The sequence below is a fragment of the Chryseobacterium wanjuense genome (assembly GCF_900111495.1).
GTDB lineage: Bacteria > Bacteroidota > Bacteroidia > Flavobacteriales > Weeksellaceae > Chryseobacterium > Chryseobacterium wanjuense.
The window spans coordinates 405,862-422,892 of the sequence record NZ_FOIU01000002.1 but is presented as its reverse complement, the minus strand read 5'-3'; the positions used below and the strand labels follow the sequence as shown (position 1 = coordinate 422,892).

The 17,031-nt window shown below is 36.8% G+C and carries 15 protein-coding genes; 7 read left to right on the top strand and 8 right to left on the bottom strand.

What is annotated here, in order from left to right:
* Positions 1 to 2: 2 nt before the first annotated feature.
* From ftsH to BMX24_RS13625, 4 genes are all read left to right on the top strand, one after another.
* Positions 3 to 2,012, top strand: a complete 2,010-nt coding sequence (ftsH, locus tag BMX24_RS13640; RefSeq protein WP_089793598.1) for an ATP-dependent zinc metalloprotease FtsH — start codon at positions 3 to 5, stop codon at positions 2,010 to 2,012.
* Between the two features lie 137 nt (positions 2,013 to 2,149).
* Positions 2,150 to 2,731 carry an LUD domain-containing protein gene (locus tag BMX24_RS13635; protein ID WP_170835714.1) on the top strand — a complete coding sequence of 194 codons (582 nt, stop codon included), beginning with the start codon at positions 2,150 to 2,152 and terminating at the stop codon, positions 2,729 to 2,731.
* A 24-nt stretch (positions 2,732 to 2,755) separates the two neighbouring features.
* Positions 2,756 to 3,628 (top strand): phosphatidate cytidylyltransferase, encoded by an 873-nt coding sequence (locus tag BMX24_RS13630; protein ID WP_089793595.1) that lies wholly within the window; start codon positions 2,756 to 2,758, stop codon positions 3,626 to 3,628.
* Positions 3,629 to 3,632: 4 nt separating this feature from the next.
* Positions 3,633 to 4,286: a phosphatidylserine decarboxylase family protein gene (locus BMX24_RS13625; protein WP_089793593.1), complete on the top strand. Its 654-nt coding sequence runs from the start codon at positions 3,633 to 3,635 to the stop codon at positions 4,284 to 4,286.
* 49 nt (positions 4,287 to 4,335) lie between these two features.
* Here BMX24_RS13625 and BMX24_RS13620 read toward each other — a convergent pair whose 3' ends face one another.
* The 6 genes from BMX24_RS13620 to BMX24_RS13595 all read right to left on the bottom strand — a co-directional run bounded on the left by BMX24_RS13620 (position 4,336) and on the right by BMX24_RS13595 (position 9,408).
* Positions 4,336 to 4,968 (bottom strand): DJ-1/PfpI family protein, encoded by a 633-nt coding sequence (locus BMX24_RS13620; protein WP_089793592.1) that lies wholly within the window; start codon positions 4,966 to 4,968, stop codon positions 4,336 to 4,338.
* Between the two features lie 8 nt (positions 4,969 to 4,976).
* On the bottom strand, positions 4,977 to 5,327 hold the full coding sequence (locus BMX24_RS13615; RefSeq protein ID WP_089793590.1) for a DUF1801 domain-containing protein: 351 nt from the start codon (positions 5,325 to 5,327) through the stop codon (positions 4,977 to 4,979).
* Between the two features lie 86 nt (positions 5,328 to 5,413).
* Positions 5,414 to 7,252 (bottom strand): ABC transporter ATP-binding protein, encoded by a 1,839-nt coding sequence (locus BMX24_RS13610; protein WP_089793588.1) that lies wholly within the window; start codon positions 7,250 to 7,252, stop codon positions 5,414 to 5,416.
* A 202-nt stretch (positions 7,253 to 7,454) separates the two neighbouring features.
* The gene (locus tag BMX24_RS13605; RefSeq protein WP_089794695.1) at positions 7,455 to 8,375 is read right to left on the bottom strand and encodes a M28 family peptidase; all 921 of its coding nucleotides are present in this window, start codon (positions 8,373 to 8,375) and stop codon (positions 7,455 to 7,457) included.
* Positions 8,376 to 8,522: 147 nt separating this feature from the next.
* Complete coding sequence (locus BMX24_RS13600; RefSeq protein WP_089793586.1) at positions 8,523 to 8,942, bottom strand: hypothetical protein; 420 nt, start codon at positions 8,940 to 8,942, stop codon at positions 8,523 to 8,525.
* Between the two features lie 76 nt (positions 8,943 to 9,018).
* Positions 9,019 to 9,408, bottom strand: coding sequence for a DUF4293 family protein (locus tag BMX24_RS13595; RefSeq protein WP_089793584.1), 390 nt, complete (start codon positions 9,406 to 9,408; stop codon positions 9,019 to 9,021).
* A gap of 146 nt (positions 9,409 to 9,554) precedes the next feature.
* Between BMX24_RS13595 and rho the strand changes: the two genes are divergently transcribed.
* On the top strand, positions 9,555 to 11,390 hold the full coding sequence (gene rho, locus BMX24_RS13590) for a transcription termination factor Rho (RefSeq protein ID WP_089794693.1): 1,836 nt from the start codon (positions 9,555 to 9,557) through the stop codon (positions 11,388 to 11,390).
* A gap of 198 nt (positions 11,391 to 11,588) precedes the next feature.
* Positions 11,589 to 12,185: a superoxide dismutase gene (locus tag BMX24_RS13585; protein WP_089793582.1), complete on the top strand. Its 597-nt coding sequence runs from the start codon at positions 11,589 to 11,591 to the stop codon at positions 12,183 to 12,185.
* Between the two features lie 50 nt (positions 12,186 to 12,235).
* Here BMX24_RS13585 and BMX24_RS13580 read toward each other — a convergent pair whose 3' ends face one another.
* A complete protein-coding gene (locus BMX24_RS13580) occupies positions 12,236 to 12,658 on the bottom strand; it encodes a DUF6146 family protein (protein WP_089793580.1) in 423 nt (140 codons plus the stop codon).
* Between the two features lie 48 nt (positions 12,659 to 12,706).
* Positions 12,707 to 13,897, bottom strand: coding sequence for an endonuclease/exonuclease/phosphatase family protein (locus tag BMX24_RS13575; RefSeq protein WP_089793578.1), 1,191 nt, complete (start codon positions 13,895 to 13,897; stop codon positions 12,707 to 12,709).
* A 251-nt stretch (positions 13,898 to 14,148) separates the two neighbouring features.
* Here BMX24_RS13575 and BMX24_RS13570 point away from each other — a divergent pair, with 251 nt between their 5' ends.
* Complete coding sequence (locus BMX24_RS13570; RefSeq protein ID WP_089793576.1) at positions 14,149 to 17,028, top strand: carboxypeptidase-like regulatory domain-containing protein; 2,880 nt, start codon at positions 14,149 to 14,151, stop codon at positions 17,026 to 17,028.
* Positions 17,029 to 17,031 lie beyond the last annotated feature (3 nt).

Genomic DNA, 17,031 nt, shown 5'->3' with positions numbered 1-17,031 from the left:
AAATGAACAATAAAGGATTCAACTGGTTTTTTCCGATTGCGATCATAGCTCTTTTGTTATTTTTTGTCCCAAATTTTTTCGGTGACAGCAGTGCAAAGACTATTGACGAAGATGGTTTCTTCAAAGAAATGCAGGCGGGAAAAGTTCAGAACATTATAATTTACAAAGATACTGAGAAGGCTGATGTGTTTCTTACACAGGCTGCAAAAACGGCAATGGTAAGCAAAACCAAAGAAAATGACCCGCTTTCTGCATTCTCAATGGCTCCAAAAGCAGATTTTACTGTTAAATATGGAGATCTTCAGCTTTTCCTTCAAAAATTTGATCAGGTAAGAGCCGCAAATCCGGCCATTAAAACAACCAAAGATTACGGTGCAGGAAAAAGTCCGTTTATGGATATTCTGGTTTCTGCATTGATCTGGATTGCTATTTTAGGATTATTCTATTTCCTTCTTTTCAGAAAGATGGGCGGTGGCGGAGGTCCCGGTGGACAAATTTTCTCTATCGGAAAATCCAAGGCTAAGCTTTTCGACGAAAAAGAAAGAATTCAGGTGACATTTAAAGATGTTGCCGGTCTGGAAGGTGCTAAAGAAGAAGTTCAGGAAGTAGTAGATTTCTTGAAAAACTCAGAAAAATATACAAAGCTGGGAGGTAAAATTCCTAAAGGTGTTCTTTTGGTAGGCCCTCCGGGAACGGGTAAAACGTTATTGGCGAAAGCTGTGGCGGGTGAAGCCAAAGTTCCTTTCTTCTCGCTTTCAGGTTCAGATTTCGTGGAGATGTTTGTTGGGGTAGGAGCTTCCAGAGTAAGAGACCTTTTTGCGCAGGCTAAAGCAAAATCTCCTGCGATTATCTTCATCGATGAGATCGACGCAATCGGGCGTGCAAGAGGAAAAAATAATTTCTCCGGCGGAAACGACGAAAGAGAAAACACCCTGAACCAGCTTCTTACTGAAATGGACGGTTTCGGAACAGATACAAACGTTATCGTAATGGCGGCAACCAACAGAGCTGATATCTTGGATAAAGCCTTGATGAGAGCAGGACGTTTTGACCGTTCGATCTATGTAGACCTTCCGGAATTACACGAAAGAAGACAGATTTTTGATGTTCACTTGAAGAAAATCAAACTTGATGATACAGTAGACAGAGAGTTTTTAGCAAAACAAACTCCGGGATTCAGTGGGGCAGATATTGCCAATGTTTGTAACGAAGCGGCATTAATTGCAGCAAGAAACAACCATACTTCAGTAAATAAACAGGATTTCCTTGACGCTGTAGACAGAATCATCGGTGGTCTTGAAAAGAAAAATAAAGCCATCAAACCTTCTGAAAAGAAAAGAGTAGCTTATCATGAAGCAGGACACGCGACAATTTCATGGCTGGTAGAGCACGCTTCACCATTGTTGAAGGTGACTATCGTTCCGAGAGGGCGTTCGCTGGGTGCAGCATGGTATTTACCGGAAGAAAGACAGCTGACTACTACAGAACAAATGCTGGACGAGATGTGTGCAACATTGGGTGGTAGAGCTGCAGAGCAGGTGATTTTCAACAATATTTCTACAGGGGCGCTTTCTGACCTTGAAAATGTAACGAAGAGAGCTCAGGCAATGGTTACGATCTACGGGTTGAGCCCGAATATTGGTAATATTTCTTACTATGACAGCTCAGGTCAGTCGGAATATTCTTTCGGAAAACCTTATTCTGAAGAAACGGCGAAGAAAATTGATATCGAAATTAAAGCAATTATCGAAAATCAATATGACAGAGCGGTTCAGATCTTAACGGAAAACAAAGACAAGCTGGATGCTCTTGCAAGCAAGCTGTTGGAAAAAGAAGTGATCTTCCGTGAAGACCTTGAAGAAGTGTTCGGAAAGAGAGCCTGGGATCCGGAATTAACGGAAAAACCAGTGACCAATACGGTAGGAGAACAAGCTGAAACGATTGTTATTAAAGACAAAGAAAGAGAAGAGGAAAGTGAAATTCAGGCTCCTGAAAGCCCGACTCAACTTTAAAATTTCTTTTTTAAATTAAATAAATAAACCTGACAGTTCCAAAATTGTCAGGTTTTTTCATATTTATAGACATATTTTTGGATTTCTATTTGATTAATTTTATATTTTTGTATAAAGTTGACTAAAAATAAATTGATTTGAATTTATTCAAGAGGATTGTAAGCAAACTGACGAACCAGCCTGAGGAAGAAGAATCTCAGAGCCTGGAGAAGCTGGGGGATTCGTTGAAAAATGCGGATCTCGACTATAAGTTTGCCCAATTGTTTACGCATTCGGGGGGATTTTTCAATTATTGTGCAGATGAAGCGGAGGCTCTACAGACTTTAAATCAGATTATCAAAATAGAAGGAATCAACAAAGTTTTTTGCTGGGATAAGGATCTTCAGAATTTTTTGAATGTCGTGAAATCTCCTTATACTGCAGAATTACAAACTGACAATGATGCGGCTTTCATCACCTGCGAATATCTGATCGCCTATGATGGAAGAATTATGCTTTCCCACAACAATATTCTTCACTACCATTCTTCGAGGCTGCCTAATAAAATTATCATTATGGCTAATGTTTCACAGATTGTCAACAACCTGAACGATGCGATGGGTAAGATAAAACGAAACGGGAATATAAAGAATCTTACTTCTATCAGCGGAAGCCAATCGAAGCTCGATACCTCTTCCCATGCCAATACGAAACTATTTTTATTGCTGCTTGAAGATTAAGCATCAACTTCTAAACTTAAAATTTTGGACAAAAATCTCATTCAAAGAACCCTATCAGGAATTGTTTACGTTGCAATCATTATTCTTTGTACAACTCCGCTGGGAGCACAACTCATCAACAGTATTTCACCGGATCTCGTAAAGCAGGAATATCTGTATTATGGCTTGATAACGCTTTTACTGGGAGTCGGTTCTTGGGAATGTTTTAAAATAATGAAATTCGGGAACGGCTACGAAAGGTGGATCGTGCTTCCTTTAATTATTTTCATTTTTTTTATTTTTTCTAAAAGATATTTCCACTTCGATTTCTTTTTTGATTTTAGGATAAGTGAGATTCTGGCGATGCTTTTAATTGTTATCGCTGTAGTCACTTTATTTAAATATCCGAACGAATTGTACTACGACAGCGGAAAACTGATTTTTACGGTCATTTATGTGGCTCTGCCGTTCTGTTTTGCGTTGGGACTGCCTAAGTTTTCAAGATTTGACGACCGTTTTTCCCTGGAAGTCCTTTTCCTGTTTATATTAATCTGGAGCAGTGATACATTTGCTTATCTTACCGGGAAATTCTTCGGGAAACATAAAATGGCTCCTAAAATTTCGCCCAAAAAAACCTGGGAAGGATATATTGGCGGAGTAGTTCTTACTTTAATTTTATCTTATTTTATCGAGCAGTATCATCCGGATCTTCGGGGAAACTGGATTGTAGTAGGATTTTTGGTAGCAACATTTGCTCCGATAGGAGATTTGGTAGAAAGTCAGCTGAAAAGAAATTTCGGTGTGAAAGACAGTGGAAACCTTATTCCGGGGCATGGCGGAGTATTAGATCGACTGGATAGTTTTTTAATCTGCGTTCCTGTCGTATATTTGTACTTTATTTTAGAAAAATTTATTTAATCTCATGAAATTACACAGAGAATCGAAAGGAACGATTACCGTAGCAACCATACTTTTCATCGTGTTGGGTGCGTTGGCTATTTATTTTCTTGAAATGTGGTCATTGGTGATCATTCTGCCATTATTGGTAGTGTACAGTTTAATATTCTGGTTCTTTAGAGTTCCGGATCGTGATATTTTGGAGCATAGAGAGAATGTGATTGCTCCTGTTGACGGGAAGGTGGTAATGATCAAAGAAGTGGAAGAGGATGAGTTCATCAAAGGAAAAGCCATTCAGGTTTCTATTTTCATGTCTCCCCTTAATGTTCATATCTGCAGATATCCGGTTTCAGGGAAGGTTATTTATAAAAAATACCATCCGGGAAAATATCTGGTAGCTTGGCATGAGAAATCTTCTACAGAAAACGAAAGAACAACCGTAGCAGTGGAAAGTTTAACGAATCATCAGGTGGTTTTCAGGCAAATTGCAGGATACGTTGCCAGAAGAATTGTTTTCTATTGTAATGAAGGTGATGAAGCGAAAGCGGGACACGAATTCGGGTTTATCAAATTCGGTTCGAGAATGGATGTTTTCCTGCCTTTGGATACGGAAATTATCTGTAAGATCGGTGACATTACAAAAGGCGGTCTGGATGTGATTGCAAGAATGAAAGATTAAGATTAAAAATTAAATCAAACATAAAAAAGAGGAAACATTGTTTCCTCTTTTATTTTATAAAATCCATATTGGCGCTGCGGTTGTACACCATAGTTTGTGCGATTTCTTCGGCGACTTCTTTTCCACTGATCATCTCGATGATATGGAGTGCAACATCAAGACCTGAGGTAATTCCTGCGCTTGTTAAAAATTTACCGTCTTCAGCATATCGTACTTTCTCTACGACCTTTATTGTGGGGTTTTGCCTTAATAAATCAAGAGCCAGATGGTGAGTGGTTGCAGATTTTCCGTCGAGGATTTTTGCTTTGGAAAGAATTAATGAACCGGTACAGATGCTTACCGTAAGCTTTGTATTTTGATCTTGTTGAATGATCCAGTTAATAATATTATCATTATTGCAGATCTCGGAAATTGTAGCCACGGCTGCTCCGGGAATAATTAAAATATCCGCCTGCGGAGCGTTTTCAAAAGAATAACTAGCCTTCATGTGTATCGTTCCGCCCTCAGAAGGGACGAGCTGACTGGTTTCAGAAACGGTATAAAGGTTATATCTATTGTCGAATCTGTTGGCCTTTGTGAATACATCTATCGGACCATTGAGATCCATAGCTTCTACCTGGTTATAGATTAAAAAACCGACATTGATTTTAATCTCAGGATCAAAATTCATTTTGTTCATCATTGTATTTTTTATGCTTTAATATATTGTTTTACTTCATTAATCAGCTTTAAAATCAATTCCACAGGCAAATCCTCATTCATATCAATTAAAAGGATTTTAAACTTCTTTCTGTCCTCCTGGAGTAGCTGTGGATCATCAAGCCTGTCACCGTGGTAAAAACTTACGTAATGTTTTTTATATTTTTTACTATAATAAAAATAACACAGCATTTTCTTTTTATACTTAAAAAAAGGTAAGCCAAAACTCAATGTTTCAGTAATATTTTCCGTATCGGATTCCAGTATTTTTTTGCGTAAAAAAAGAAGAGTACTTCTATCAGGCTCTTCAATTCTGTAGAAATACTCTTGTATTGGGTTCATTTTTAAATTTTTTTACTTGGCTGATGGATGCTTGAGGCAGGAGGTTTTGGTGTGAGGGTAAAACTCCAAGCTTCCCACCCTTTGATTTAATCGAAATTCTGTAGCTCAACAAGCTTGTGATACATTCCTCTTTTTGCGATAAGGTCGTGGTGAGTTCCCTGTTCTACAATCACTCCTTTTTCCATCACTACGATCCAGTCTGCTTTCTGAATGGTTGAAAGTCGGTGGGCAATCACTAAAGATGTTCTGTTTTCCATCATTTTTTCCAGTGCATCCTGAACAAATCTTTCCGATTCTGTATCCAAGGCAGAAGTTGCTTCATCCAAAATCATAATTGGCGGATTTTTCAGTACCGCTCTTGCGATAGAAACCCTTTGTTTCTGCCCTCCGGAAAGTTTTCCGCCATCATCCCCTATATTAGAATCATATCCTTCAGGAAGATTGGTGATAAATGAATCTGCATTTGCGATTTTTGCCGCTGCTATCACTTCTTCTCTGGTTGCATCCGGTTTACCCATCAGAATATTATTGTAAACAGAATCGTTGAACAATACCGATTCCTGTGTTACCATTCCCAATAGCTGGCGGTATTCTTTTAATTTTAAATTTTTAATATCAATACCGTCAATTAAAATTTCACCTTCAGAAACATCATAGAATCTTGCCAAAAGATTTGCAATGGTCGTCTTTCCACTACCACTTTGCCCGACAAGAGCAACGGTTTTTCCTTTCGGAATGATCAAAGAAAAGTTCTTCAGGATGGTATGGTCTTTATCGTAAAAAAAGCCGATATTATTAAATTCTATCTGATTATTAAGGGTAGAAATTGTAACAGGATTAGCTGCCTCATCAATTTTCACATCAGCATCAAGGATATCCAATACTCTCTCAAGAGAAGCTTCCCCTTTCTGAACATTTCCGATGGAAGTCGATAAACTTTTTGCAGGAGGCAGAATCTGGAAGAACATTCCCAGGAATACCAGAAAATCTGCCGGAGAAATAGATTGTTCTACGATGATTTGTTTCCCGCCGTACCAAGCGATAATTAAGAAAGTGATCGATCCTAAAAATTCGCTCATCGGAGAGGCCAATTCCTTCTTTCTTCCCAAGCTGATAGAGCTGTTGATCCATCTTTGCATCGATTGCGAGAATCTGTTGCCCATGATTTTTTCAGCATTGAAAATTTTAATCACTTTTGAAGATTTCAATGTTTCATCTACAATGGAAAAAATAGTTCCCATTTCATGCTGGGCTTCATGAGAATTCTTTTTCAGGCTTTTTCCTACCAATGCGATCATTGTTCCCATTACAGGCAGTACGAGCAGGGAGAAAAGCGTCATTTCCGGACTTAAAAAGAATAAGGTAAGCAACGTACTGATCAACATAAACGGAGCATTGATTAATTCTATCAAACTTCCTAAAATATTGCCTTCTACTTCACCCACATCATTTGACATACGGGACATTAAGTCACCTTTTCTACGTTCTGTAAAAAAGGAAACAGGAAGCGAAAGTATTTTGTTGTACATCGCACTACGAAGGTCTTTCGTAACGCCTACACGATAATTAATCAACAGAAAAGATCCTAAATAACGGAATAAATTTCGCAATAAGAACATAAAAGCCGTCACAATACACAGCCAGGCCAAAACTTTAAGGGCACCGTGTTCTGTTACCAAATTCTGAACATAATAGTTGGAATATTCTTTCAGATAATTAAAAAAATCTGTAATGTCTCCCGAATACTCAGGAGCTTTTTCATATTTTTCTGGTTTTATAGTTCCGAAAAGCATTCCCAACACCGGCAAAATCGTTCCCAAAGATGCAATCTGAAATACAGAATACATGATATTGAAAAATAAACTTCCGTAGATATATTTTCGATGAGGTCTTGCGAACTTTAGTATTTTAAGATATTGATTCATTCAATGAAAAAATTGGATAGCAAAATTACGTAATTTAAATGATAAGACGTTTTAATGGTCTTTTTACTTTCTGTAATATGTTTTAGTTCTGCTGTTTTTGTTACAATTTTTAACGAATCAAATGCTTTTAATTCAGTTTTAAAGATTTGTAAAAGAAAAAACCACCGGGAAATGGTGGTTTTGCTGTATGATTAAAATTTTATTAAAATTCCACTTTCTCATTATATTTCGGTGTAAAATTCTTTGGTGTCAGTTTTTCCAACGTCTTTCCGAAATTATTCACGATCTGTGTTAAATTATCAAAATCTACAACATGAAGATCATCGCTTTCATTATGATAATGAGTTGCTTTGGTCATATCAACCGTTGAAAAAGAATGGGCAATAATTTTCTTTTTCACAAAATTCACGTTGTCAGATCTGTAGAATAATTGTTCCGAAGCATATGGATCAGGATTAATTTTTAAACCATTTTCCGCATTCTTGTTAAATAATTCATCCAAATCAGAAAATTCGTTACCAGTCATGAATAAAGCATTTTTCCCGAATGCAGATTCCGTTGCCACCATTTCAAAATTGAAAAGAGTGGTAAGGTTATTATAAATTTTATCTAAATTTTTATCCTGGGAAATCGCTTTAGAACCCAGCATCCCTTTTTCTTCCCCGTTAAAAGCCATGAAAACCATAGAAAATTCCGGTTTTTTGTCTTTAAAATAATCAGAAATTCCTACCAAAGTTGTAATTCCGCTTGCATCGTCATCGGCTCCGTTGTAGATGTTGTCGTTTGCATTATTGCTTGTTCCGATGTGATCGAAGTGTCCCGAGAAGCCCAGGAATTTGTCTGTTTTTCCTTTCTTAATTCCACAAACATTATACGCCGTTTTTCCTTTATAATCAAATGGAACCAAGTATGAATTTCCGGTACAGTATTCTAAATCGTTTTCTTTAAAAAGTTTTGCAATATAGTTGGCTGCATTTTCATTTTCCTGTGTTCCGATTTCACGGCCCTTCATTTCATCCGAAGCCAGTGTCGCCAGAACAGTCTGGATTCTTTCTTTCGAAACTTCCTGTGCAAAAGAGAAAATGGAGAATAGCGAAAAGGTAAGATAGGTTAGTTTTTTCATTTTAAATAAAATTTTAGATAATCTGTCGCAGGTTAAACGGAAATGTTGCATTTAAATTTTCTTTTTTACCAAATTGCCTTGATCCTTGTCAAGGTTCAAAACCTTGACAAGGATTACTGATTTTAAATCTCTTAGGGATTTGGCAAATCAATTATCTTCATCTAAGTATTTGGAAAATGCAATTTTTCTCCCCCTTTTAATAATGTAAAGAGTATCTGCTTTTGCTTTTTTAATTACCTTATAAGGAGGTTTTGTTTGTCTCCAGTTAAAAACGATCATGTTTTCAAAATTAGAAGGCTCATCCTCCAGAAATTCTATTCGTTCATCATTCCGTTTTGCTTGAATTACATAATGATAAAGACCAGGCTTATACGTTTTGTTATTCACCTCGAATAAATATCCTATTTCCAAGCTTTCATTTACATTGGCATTGATTTCTGCATCATAAAAGCTTGGCTTTTTATCATCTTCTTTTTGTCTACTTTTATCTAGAAGAGGCAAAATGATAAAACCACTGGCTAAAAATCCAATAAGAAAAAGAACTTTACTGAAATTATTTTTAATCATCACTTAAATGTTTTTTGTAAAAATAAAAAACAGCTCCTAAAAAGAAGCTGTTCTCACTCAAAAAATCGTTGTAAGGTTATCGAAGTCTGTCTACAGATTTTACGAGCCTCTCATCTTTCTTGATATAGATGTTTGCAATAAACAAACAAATAATCGCGATCAACGGAAAAATTGGCTCAATACCCTTCTCAGGAATCTGAATTCCTCCGGATAATTTTAGTAACCAGTAAATCAATACACCAATCAACAAAGCGTTTATAATGATGCTGATATTATTCAGCAAAATTTGTCTTTTTCTGTTTTTAAAGCTGAATACACTCAGTAATCCAACCAAAACTAGGACGATACAGCCTATATTCAGCACAGGAAAACTGTCGGAAATGATAACATCTTGCCCTGTAACGAACAGAAACACAGCAGCTAAAACTGCCAAAAAAGTCCATATAGTCTGTATTCTTTGTAGCATTGAATATTAAATTCTACGCAAAAATAATATAAATTTTGCACAATTCAAAAATAAGTGTAGATTTGCATTATACGAATGTACTTGAAAACAAAAGTCACCGGACTTACTTTTCTTATTCACAATTAATTACATTTTTTACATTAAATATGTTTAACATTGAAACGTTAAGGTCAAAATCCGTAACGGAACTGACTAAAATCTTAAAAGATTTGGGCGTTAAAGTTGCAAGAAACAGCAATGAAAATGACAAAATCTTTGCAATTCTTGACTTTCAGGCTTCAAATCCTAAGGTGGCGAAAGATTACTTCAACGTCACAGAAACCCCTATGAATGGTGAAGAAAAAGAGGCAGAAAAACCTGCAAAGGCTCCTGCCAAAAAACCAGCTCCGAAAAAAACGGCAGCCAAACCGAAAGCGGAAACCAAAACTCCGACAGATATAAAACCACAAGCTGAAGAAAAACCTAGAGTAGAGGCCACAGAACAAGTTTCTGAAGAACCTAAGCCGGCAGAAGTAAAAGCTGAAACTGCAGAAGAAGCAGCTGCATCTGCGGCCAAGAAAAAAAGGAAAAGGGTTTCAGCGACAAATACAGCAAACACAGAGATGTCGCAAGAAAGACCAGAAGCTCCTAAAAACACAGAACCTCAGGAATCTGCTCCGGCAGAAGAAAAACCTGCCAACCCTCAGCCACAGCAGGCCAGACCTCAAAAAGGACAACACAACAATCCGCACAACGCCGGAAATCAGCATAAAAATCAGCACCAAAACCAAAACCAGAATCAAAACCAAAATCAGAATAAGCAGCAGCAACAGCAGCAACATTCTGAAAGGAATGAGGAGCAGCACCATGAAAAGAAGGAATTCAACTTCGACGGAATGGTAAGCATTGAGGGGGTTTTGGAGATTTTACCTGATAATTACGGATTTTTACGTTCATCAGATTTCAGCTATATTTCGTCACCGGATGATGTGTATGTTTCTACGGCTCAAATCAGGAATTTTGGATTGAAAACCGGAGATACGGTAAAAGGTATCGTAAGATTACCAAAAGAAGGCGAAAAATATTTTTCTTTATTAAGACCAACTGAAGTTAACGGACGTGATCTTGCTTTTATTAAAGACCGTGTTGCTTTCGAATATTTAACACCGCTTTTCCCTGAAGAAAAATTCAACCTGGCAGGAAAAGGATCTACCATTTCTACAAGAGTTGTGGATTTATTCGCACCGATTGGGAAAGGACAGAGAGCAATGATTGTTGCCCAGCCAAAAACGGGTAAAACAATGTTGCTGAAAGATATCGCCAATTCTATCGCTGCCAACCACCCTGAAGTATACATGATGGTTCTTTTGATCGACGAACGTCCGGAAGAGGTTACCGATATGGAAAGAAGTGTAAATGCGGAAGTAATAGCATCTACCTTTGATGAAGCGGCAGAGAAGCACGTGAAAGTAGCCAACCTTGTTTTAGCAAAAGCTCAAAGAATGGTGGAATGCGGACACGATGTTGTTATTTTATTAGATTCAATCACAAGATTAGCAAGAGCGTACAATACTGTAACTCCTGCATCTGGAAAGGTTCTTTCGGGTGGGGTGGATGCCAACGCACTTCACAGACCGAAAAGATTCTTCGGTGCTGCAAGAAAAATTGAAGGTGGTGGATCTTTAACCATTATTGCAACAGCACTTATCGATACAGGTTCTAAAATGGACGAAGTGATCTTTGAAGAATTCAAAGGTACGGGTAACATGGAACTTCAACTAGACAGAAAAATTGCCAACAGAAGAATTTATCCTGCCATTGATTTGGTAGCTTCGAGTACTCGTAGAGATGATTTACTTCTTGATGAGGTAACTTCTCAGAGAATGTGGATTTTAAGAAAGTATCTTTCTGAAATGAATCCTGTAGAAGCCATGGAATTTGTTGACAAAAACATCAAAGGAACCCTGAATAACGAGGAATTCCTGATGTCTATGAATAAATAGAATAACTTAATTTGTTTATTATACAACCCTTTCAGAGTTTCAAACTCTGAAAGGGTTTTTATTAGAAGATAAAAGCGAGAAGTCAAAGTAATATCAAATCAAACCATCAATGTTAAAGATTTATTAAAGTAATCCTCATTCTTTGAAGATAGGTTTATTTATGGCTAAATTTGAATAATAACATTAAAAATAATAATTATGTCATTTGAATTACCAAAACTAGGATATGCTTACGATGCATTGGAACCAACTATTGATGCAAGAACAATGGAGATCCACTATACAAAGCATCACCAAGCATATATCGACAATTTAAATAATGCTATTAAAGGAACTGATCTGGAAGGTAAAACGATCGAGGAGATCTGCCAGACCGGAACTGATAAACCTGCAGTAAGAAATAATGGAGGAGGACATTTTAACCACACTTTATTCTGGGAAATTTTAACTCCGGGAGGAAGCAAAGAACCTGTAGGAAATGTAAAAGCTGCTATCGAAAATTATGGCGGTTTCGACAAATTCAAAACAGATTTTTCTGATGCTGCTAAAACAAGATTCGGTTCAGGATGGGCATGGCTAATCAAAAATGCTGACGGCTCTGTTTCTGTTTCTTCCACTCCGAACCAGGACAACCCATTAATGCCTGTTGCAGACGTAAAAGGTACTCCGGTTTTAGGAATCGACGTTTGGGAACACGCTTATTATTTAAACTATCAAAACAGAAGACCAGATTATGTTGCTGCTTTCTTTGAAGTGGTAAACTGGGATAAAGTTGAGGAATTATTCAACAAATAATTTTTAACTATTATAAAATGAAAAGGTTCAGAATTGCTCTGAACCTTTTTTTAATATCTTGTAACGTCACTCCCCGAAAGCCCGTTCATTCTCAAGCCATACTTCCAGTTCACGTACGCAAAAACTTGATATAATTTATACTCAAATTTTATCCCGTAATTTTCTTTGGGATCATAATCGATCGAAGATTCTATGATATTTCTATATTTTCCGGAAAAATAATAAGAATTCCATTCACTTACCAAAAGGGTATTTTTTGTTTTTAAATATGATTCCGAATATTGACTGATAGGTTTTGCTATGGCATTGAGAAAATAATCAAACTGAGTATCAATCACCGTAAGATCCCATTCTCCGTCTTCATTTTTTGAAGGTTTCATCTCTGATTTCTCTTTGTCATTTTTAGGTTCAGTCTGCGCTGAACAATTGAAAGATAAAAGAGAAACAATTAATATTAAAATTAAATTTTTCATACTATGAATTTACATAAAAAAAGCACTCAAAAAGAGTGCCTGAAATTATTATGGTTCTTTCTGGAGAACTACAAAGGCCGGAAAATGGTCGCTGTATCCTCCCGTAAACTGATCGCCGTTCCAGGATCTGAAAGGATAGCCTTTGTAATTTCCTTCTTTATTTACTAAATAAGGAGGGGCAAAAATTTCCGCTTTATAAACAGAATATTCTTTTGTCACCTGATCCGAAACCAGGTTTTTCGAAACAATAATCTGGTCAAACAAGTTTGGAGCATCCTGATAAGCTAATGAAGCCACCCCTTTTTTGTATAAAGGATACATAAGATTAAGGTAAGGTGTATTATCGCTTAAATCTTTCGGGCTTGGCTGAGCTTTCAGATAATTTTTTAAACTTGAACTTACAGGATCATCATTAAAATCGCCCATGGCAAACAATTTTGTTGAAGGATCTGCTGCTCTTATGCTGTCCATTTGCTGTTTCAGTAAAGCTGCCGCTGCATTTCTTTTCGGTAACGAGATGGCTTCACCTCCTCTTCTAGAAGGCCAGTGATTCATGAAAAATGCTACTTTTTCGTTATCCAAAAATCCGGTTACTACTAAAATATCCCTTGTATATTCTCTTTTCCCATCGTCACCGAAAACTTTCAGTTCTTTTTTCAATGAATTGGTGGGTGTAAATCTTCTTTTCTGATAAATTAAAGCAACATCAATTCCCCTGTAATCATAAGAATTGTAATGAATGATTCCGTAATCGTATTTTTTTAAGGCAGGTTCTTTTACCAGATCTTCAATCACCTGTCTGTTTTCAACCTCGATTAATCCAACCACGGCGGGAGCTGTTTTTGTGTATTGAGCACCCATTTCAGAAATTACTTTGGCTTCATTGGCCAGTTTTGCTTTGTAAATCTTGGTATTGTAATTTTTAGGGCTGCTTGGTGTGAATTCGTCGGATCCGCTTTGGTATCTTACCGCTTTTTTCCCTTTTAAAGCTTCATCGCTCCAGGTACCGTCATATTTTTCTGCTTCCAGGAATTTGATGGAGTCAAGAGGAATGCTTCTGTGAAAAGCCGGATTTTTTATGTCTTTGGTTCCGTCGATATAATCTGCTGAGCGTATCGTATCCCAAAGATTTTCTACATTCAAAAAACCTACGGTGGCTACTTTTCTCAGTTTTCCCTGTTGTTGTGAAAAGGCCATAATCGAAATAATAATGGCCAATAAACTCGAAAATTTCTTCATCCTTTTAGAGTTGTTTTAATATTAGTTAATCTGCAAATTTACTTTTTTTTTATTCATACCATTTTAAATATTTGTAAATTTATAGGGTGGAATGGCTGTAATTTTTATATAATCATTCTTAAAAGTTTGCAATGTTAAGAAAAAATAACGTGAAAAAAGTTGTTAATTACAAAATTTGACTAAATTTGCGTCCCCAACTTTTAAACTGTTGAAAATTAACAAGAAAAGTATTTAAAAAAATAAATATACTCATGATTAAAAAACTATCATTAGTCTCTTTATTTACTTTGCTTCCAGCTTCATATTATTTTGCGCAGACCACTGTGTTTGCGTATCTGAAAGATGCAGACGGAAAGCCTGTAGAACGGGCAGAAGTAGATTTGAAAGGGAATGACAATGATGTAACGGCCGACAAAATCGGATATTTCCAATTTGTAGATTTACAGCCGGGGCATTACCAAATTGTGATTACGAAACCGAATTACGAAACCAAAGTAATGGAGTTTGACGTAGCCAATGAGAAGAAAAAGGATCTAGGGACAATTACCTTATATTCTACACTTACAAGCGCGGATCAGGGTTTAGCAATTATTGACGGTGATGGTGATGATGATGAAAGCAGCAACAGCCAGGTTTCTACTGTAGGATTATTACAATCTTCACAAGATGTATTTAGCAGGATCGCGGCGTTTGATTTGGGATTTTATTGGTTCCGTCCGAGAGGGATTGATGGTAGATCCGGAGAAACCATGATGAATGGTGTTTCTATGGTGAAATCTGATAACGGAAATGTAGATTTTAGCAACTGGGGTGGTCTTAACGAAATTACGAGATATCCTGAAATTGCTTCCAACCACTCTCCGTCTGAGTATGCTTTCGGTGGAAACAGCGGTGTTATTTATAAAAATACAAAAGCGAGTGAATATAGAAAAGGATTTCAGTTTACTCAATCTTTAACCAACAGAAACTACCGATACAGAACATCTTTACGATACAGCTCAGGAATGAGCAAAAAAGGATGGGCATTTACTTTAATGGGAGCCAGAAGATGGGCTGAAGAAGGAATCCAGGAAGGTACTTTCTATGACGCATACGGAACTTATCTGGGAGTAGAGAAAAAGTTTAGTGATAAACATACGATGACTTTCAATTTCATCGGTTCTCCTTACAGAAGATCTACGGCAAGCCCAAGTACTCAGGAAGTATATGATTACAGAGGAGTACATTACAATTCATATTGGGGATGGCAGGATGGAGAAAAGAGAAGTGAAAGGGTAAGAAGAGGATTCCAGCCGATTTTCCAACTTCAGGATTTCTGGAAAATTAATAAAAACTCCGGTCTTTGGACAACAGCTTCTTATCAGTTTGGTAAAGACAGGGGCTCACGTTTGGATTGGAATGGCGTTTCAAATCCATCTCCAACCTATTACAGAAACTTACCAAGTTATTATATTAACAGTATTATGTATAATGTTGTTAATAATCCGCTCTTTACCCCGGATCAATTTACTACCCTAATTGACGGATACAATACCAGTCTTAATAGCTGGGTCAATGGAGATCCGAATGTTACCCAAATCAACTGGGGCAGATTGTATGCCAACAACCAGCAAAATGATGTGGTAGATCAGCAGGAAATGGCTCGTTTGTACGGATTAAACGGAAGACGTTCTAAAGTTTATTTGGTAGATGATGTAAGTGATGATAAAATTTTCAATGCAGGAACTCATTATACGTATAATTTCAACGATCGGACGAAGTTTATTCTAAACGTTTCTTATCAAAACTACAAATCAGAACTTTACCGCGAGATGAAAGATCTTTTAGGTGGAGATTATGCAATTAATGTAGACCCGTTCAAAGAATCTGCAAAACCAGGTTCTACAGGATATTACAATACGCTTGATCCTAATGTTCAGGTGAAAGTCGGAGATCGTATGACTTACAACTATATCCTTAGAAGACAGGAAGCAAAAGTAAATCCGGGATTAAAATTCTCAACAGGAAACTTCGATATTTTTGTTTCGGCTTTGGCAGGATATTCTTCTTCAAACAGAGAAGGTTTATTTAAACATTATTTATACGAAAATTCTTACGGTAAAAGCAAAGATTTCAACTTCTGGAATTTTGGTTTGAAAGGGCAGATTGTATATCGTATCAATGGTAGAAACTTCCTGGTGTATAACGGAGCAGTGTACAATCAGGCGCCGTTCCTGGAAGATTTGTTTATTAATCCTAGAGTAAATGCTTTAGTGAATCCTAATATCAAAAGTACAGTATTTACAGCAAATGATTTAAGCTACGTGATCAGTACGCCTTTCCTTAAATTGAGAGCGACAGGATATTTGGTAGATACTCAGAATGAAACGAATGTACAAAGATTCTTTGCAGACGGTATCCAGTTGAACAATACAAATCCGGACGGATCTGTTTCTCAGGTTCAGAGTGCATTTGTAACTCAGGTGATGTCTAATGTGGAGAAAAGAAATATGGGTGCAGAATTAGGCGTTGATGTTAAAATTTTACCGACGTTATCTGTACAAGGGTTGGCAAGTTACGGACAGTTTGTATACCGCAATAATCCTGATGTTTATTTGGTATCTGATGCTTCAGGAAGTAACGTTACTTCATTCGGAAAAGCTTATATCAAAAACTATAAACAGGGAGGAACTCCTCAGCAGGCATTCTCTTTAGGATTCCGTTACAACAATCCTAAATACTGGTGGGTAGGTGCCAATTGGAATTATCTGGATGATAATTATCTGGATCCTGCTCCGGCTTTAAGAACGAATAATTTTATTCAAAATGTATATTCCAGCACACCGTATCTGGGACTTACCGAAGCGGACGTAAGAGATATGCTGAAACCTGTGAAGCTTCCTTCTTCATTTTTCTTAAATGCTAATGCAGGTAAATCTTTTGTTTTTGGTAAATATTATTTATTAATCACAGCATCTGTTAATAATATTCTAAACAACAAAAAATACATTACAGGAGGTTTCGAGCAGACCAGAGAAACAAAAGCAATGGATTTTGCAATGGATTATTATAGCCCAACTCCTTCTTTTGGTCCAAAATATTGGTATACTCAAGGACGTTCATATTTTGTTAACTTACAATTTAGATTCTAATAA

What these genes read in the sequence shown, in the direction of transcription:
- BMX24_RS13570 (WP_089793576.1), top strand. Translation starts at nt 14,149, where the DNA reads ATGATTAAAAAACTATCATTAGTCTCTTTATTTACTTTGCTTCCAGCT.
- BMX24_RS13625 (WP_089793593.1), top strand. Translation starts at nt 3,633, where the DNA reads ATGAAATTACACAGAGAATCGAAAGGAACGATTACCGTAGCAACCATA.
- BMX24_RS13610 (WP_089793588.1), bottom strand. Translation starts at nt 7,252, where the DNA reads ATGAATCAATATCTTAAAATACTAAAGTTCGCAAGACCTCATCGAAAA.
- ftsH (WP_089793598.1), top strand. Translation starts at nt 3, where the DNA reads ATGAACAATAAAGGATTCAACTGGTTTTTTCCGATTGCGATCATAGCT.
- BMX24_RS13580 (WP_089793580.1), bottom strand. Translation starts at nt 12,658, where the DNA reads ATGAAAAATTTAATTTTAATATTAATTGTTTCTCTTTTATCTTTCAAT.
- BMX24_RS13575 (WP_089793578.1), bottom strand. Translation starts at nt 13,897, where the DNA reads ATGAAGAAATTTTCGAGTTTATTGGCCATTATTATTTCGATTATGGCC.
- BMX24_RS13595 (WP_089793584.1), bottom strand. Translation starts at nt 9,408, where the DNA reads ATGCTACAAAGAATACAGACTATATGGACTTTTTTGGCAGTTTTAGCT.
- BMX24_RS13615 (WP_089793590.1), bottom strand. Translation starts at nt 5,327, where the DNA reads ATGAACCCAATACAAGAGTATTTCTACAGAATTGAAGAGCCTGATAGA.
- BMX24_RS13585 (WP_089793582.1), top strand. Translation starts at nt 11,589, where the DNA reads ATGTCATTTGAATTACCAAAACTAGGATATGCTTACGATGCATTGGAA.
- BMX24_RS13620 (WP_089793592.1), bottom strand. Translation starts at nt 4,968, where the DNA reads ATGATGAACAAAATGAATTTTGATCCTGAGATTAAAATCAATGTCGGT.
- rho (WP_089794693.1), top strand. Translation starts at nt 9,555, where the DNA reads ATGTTTAACATTGAAACGTTAAGGTCAAAATCCGTAACGGAACTGACT.
- BMX24_RS13605 (WP_089794695.1), bottom strand. Translation starts at nt 8,375, where the DNA reads ATGAAAAAACTAACCTATCTTACCTTTTCGCTATTCTCCATTTTCTCT.
- BMX24_RS13600 (WP_089793586.1), bottom strand. Translation starts at nt 8,942, where the DNA reads ATGATTAAAAATAATTTCAGTAAAGTTCTTTTTCTTATTGGATTTTTA.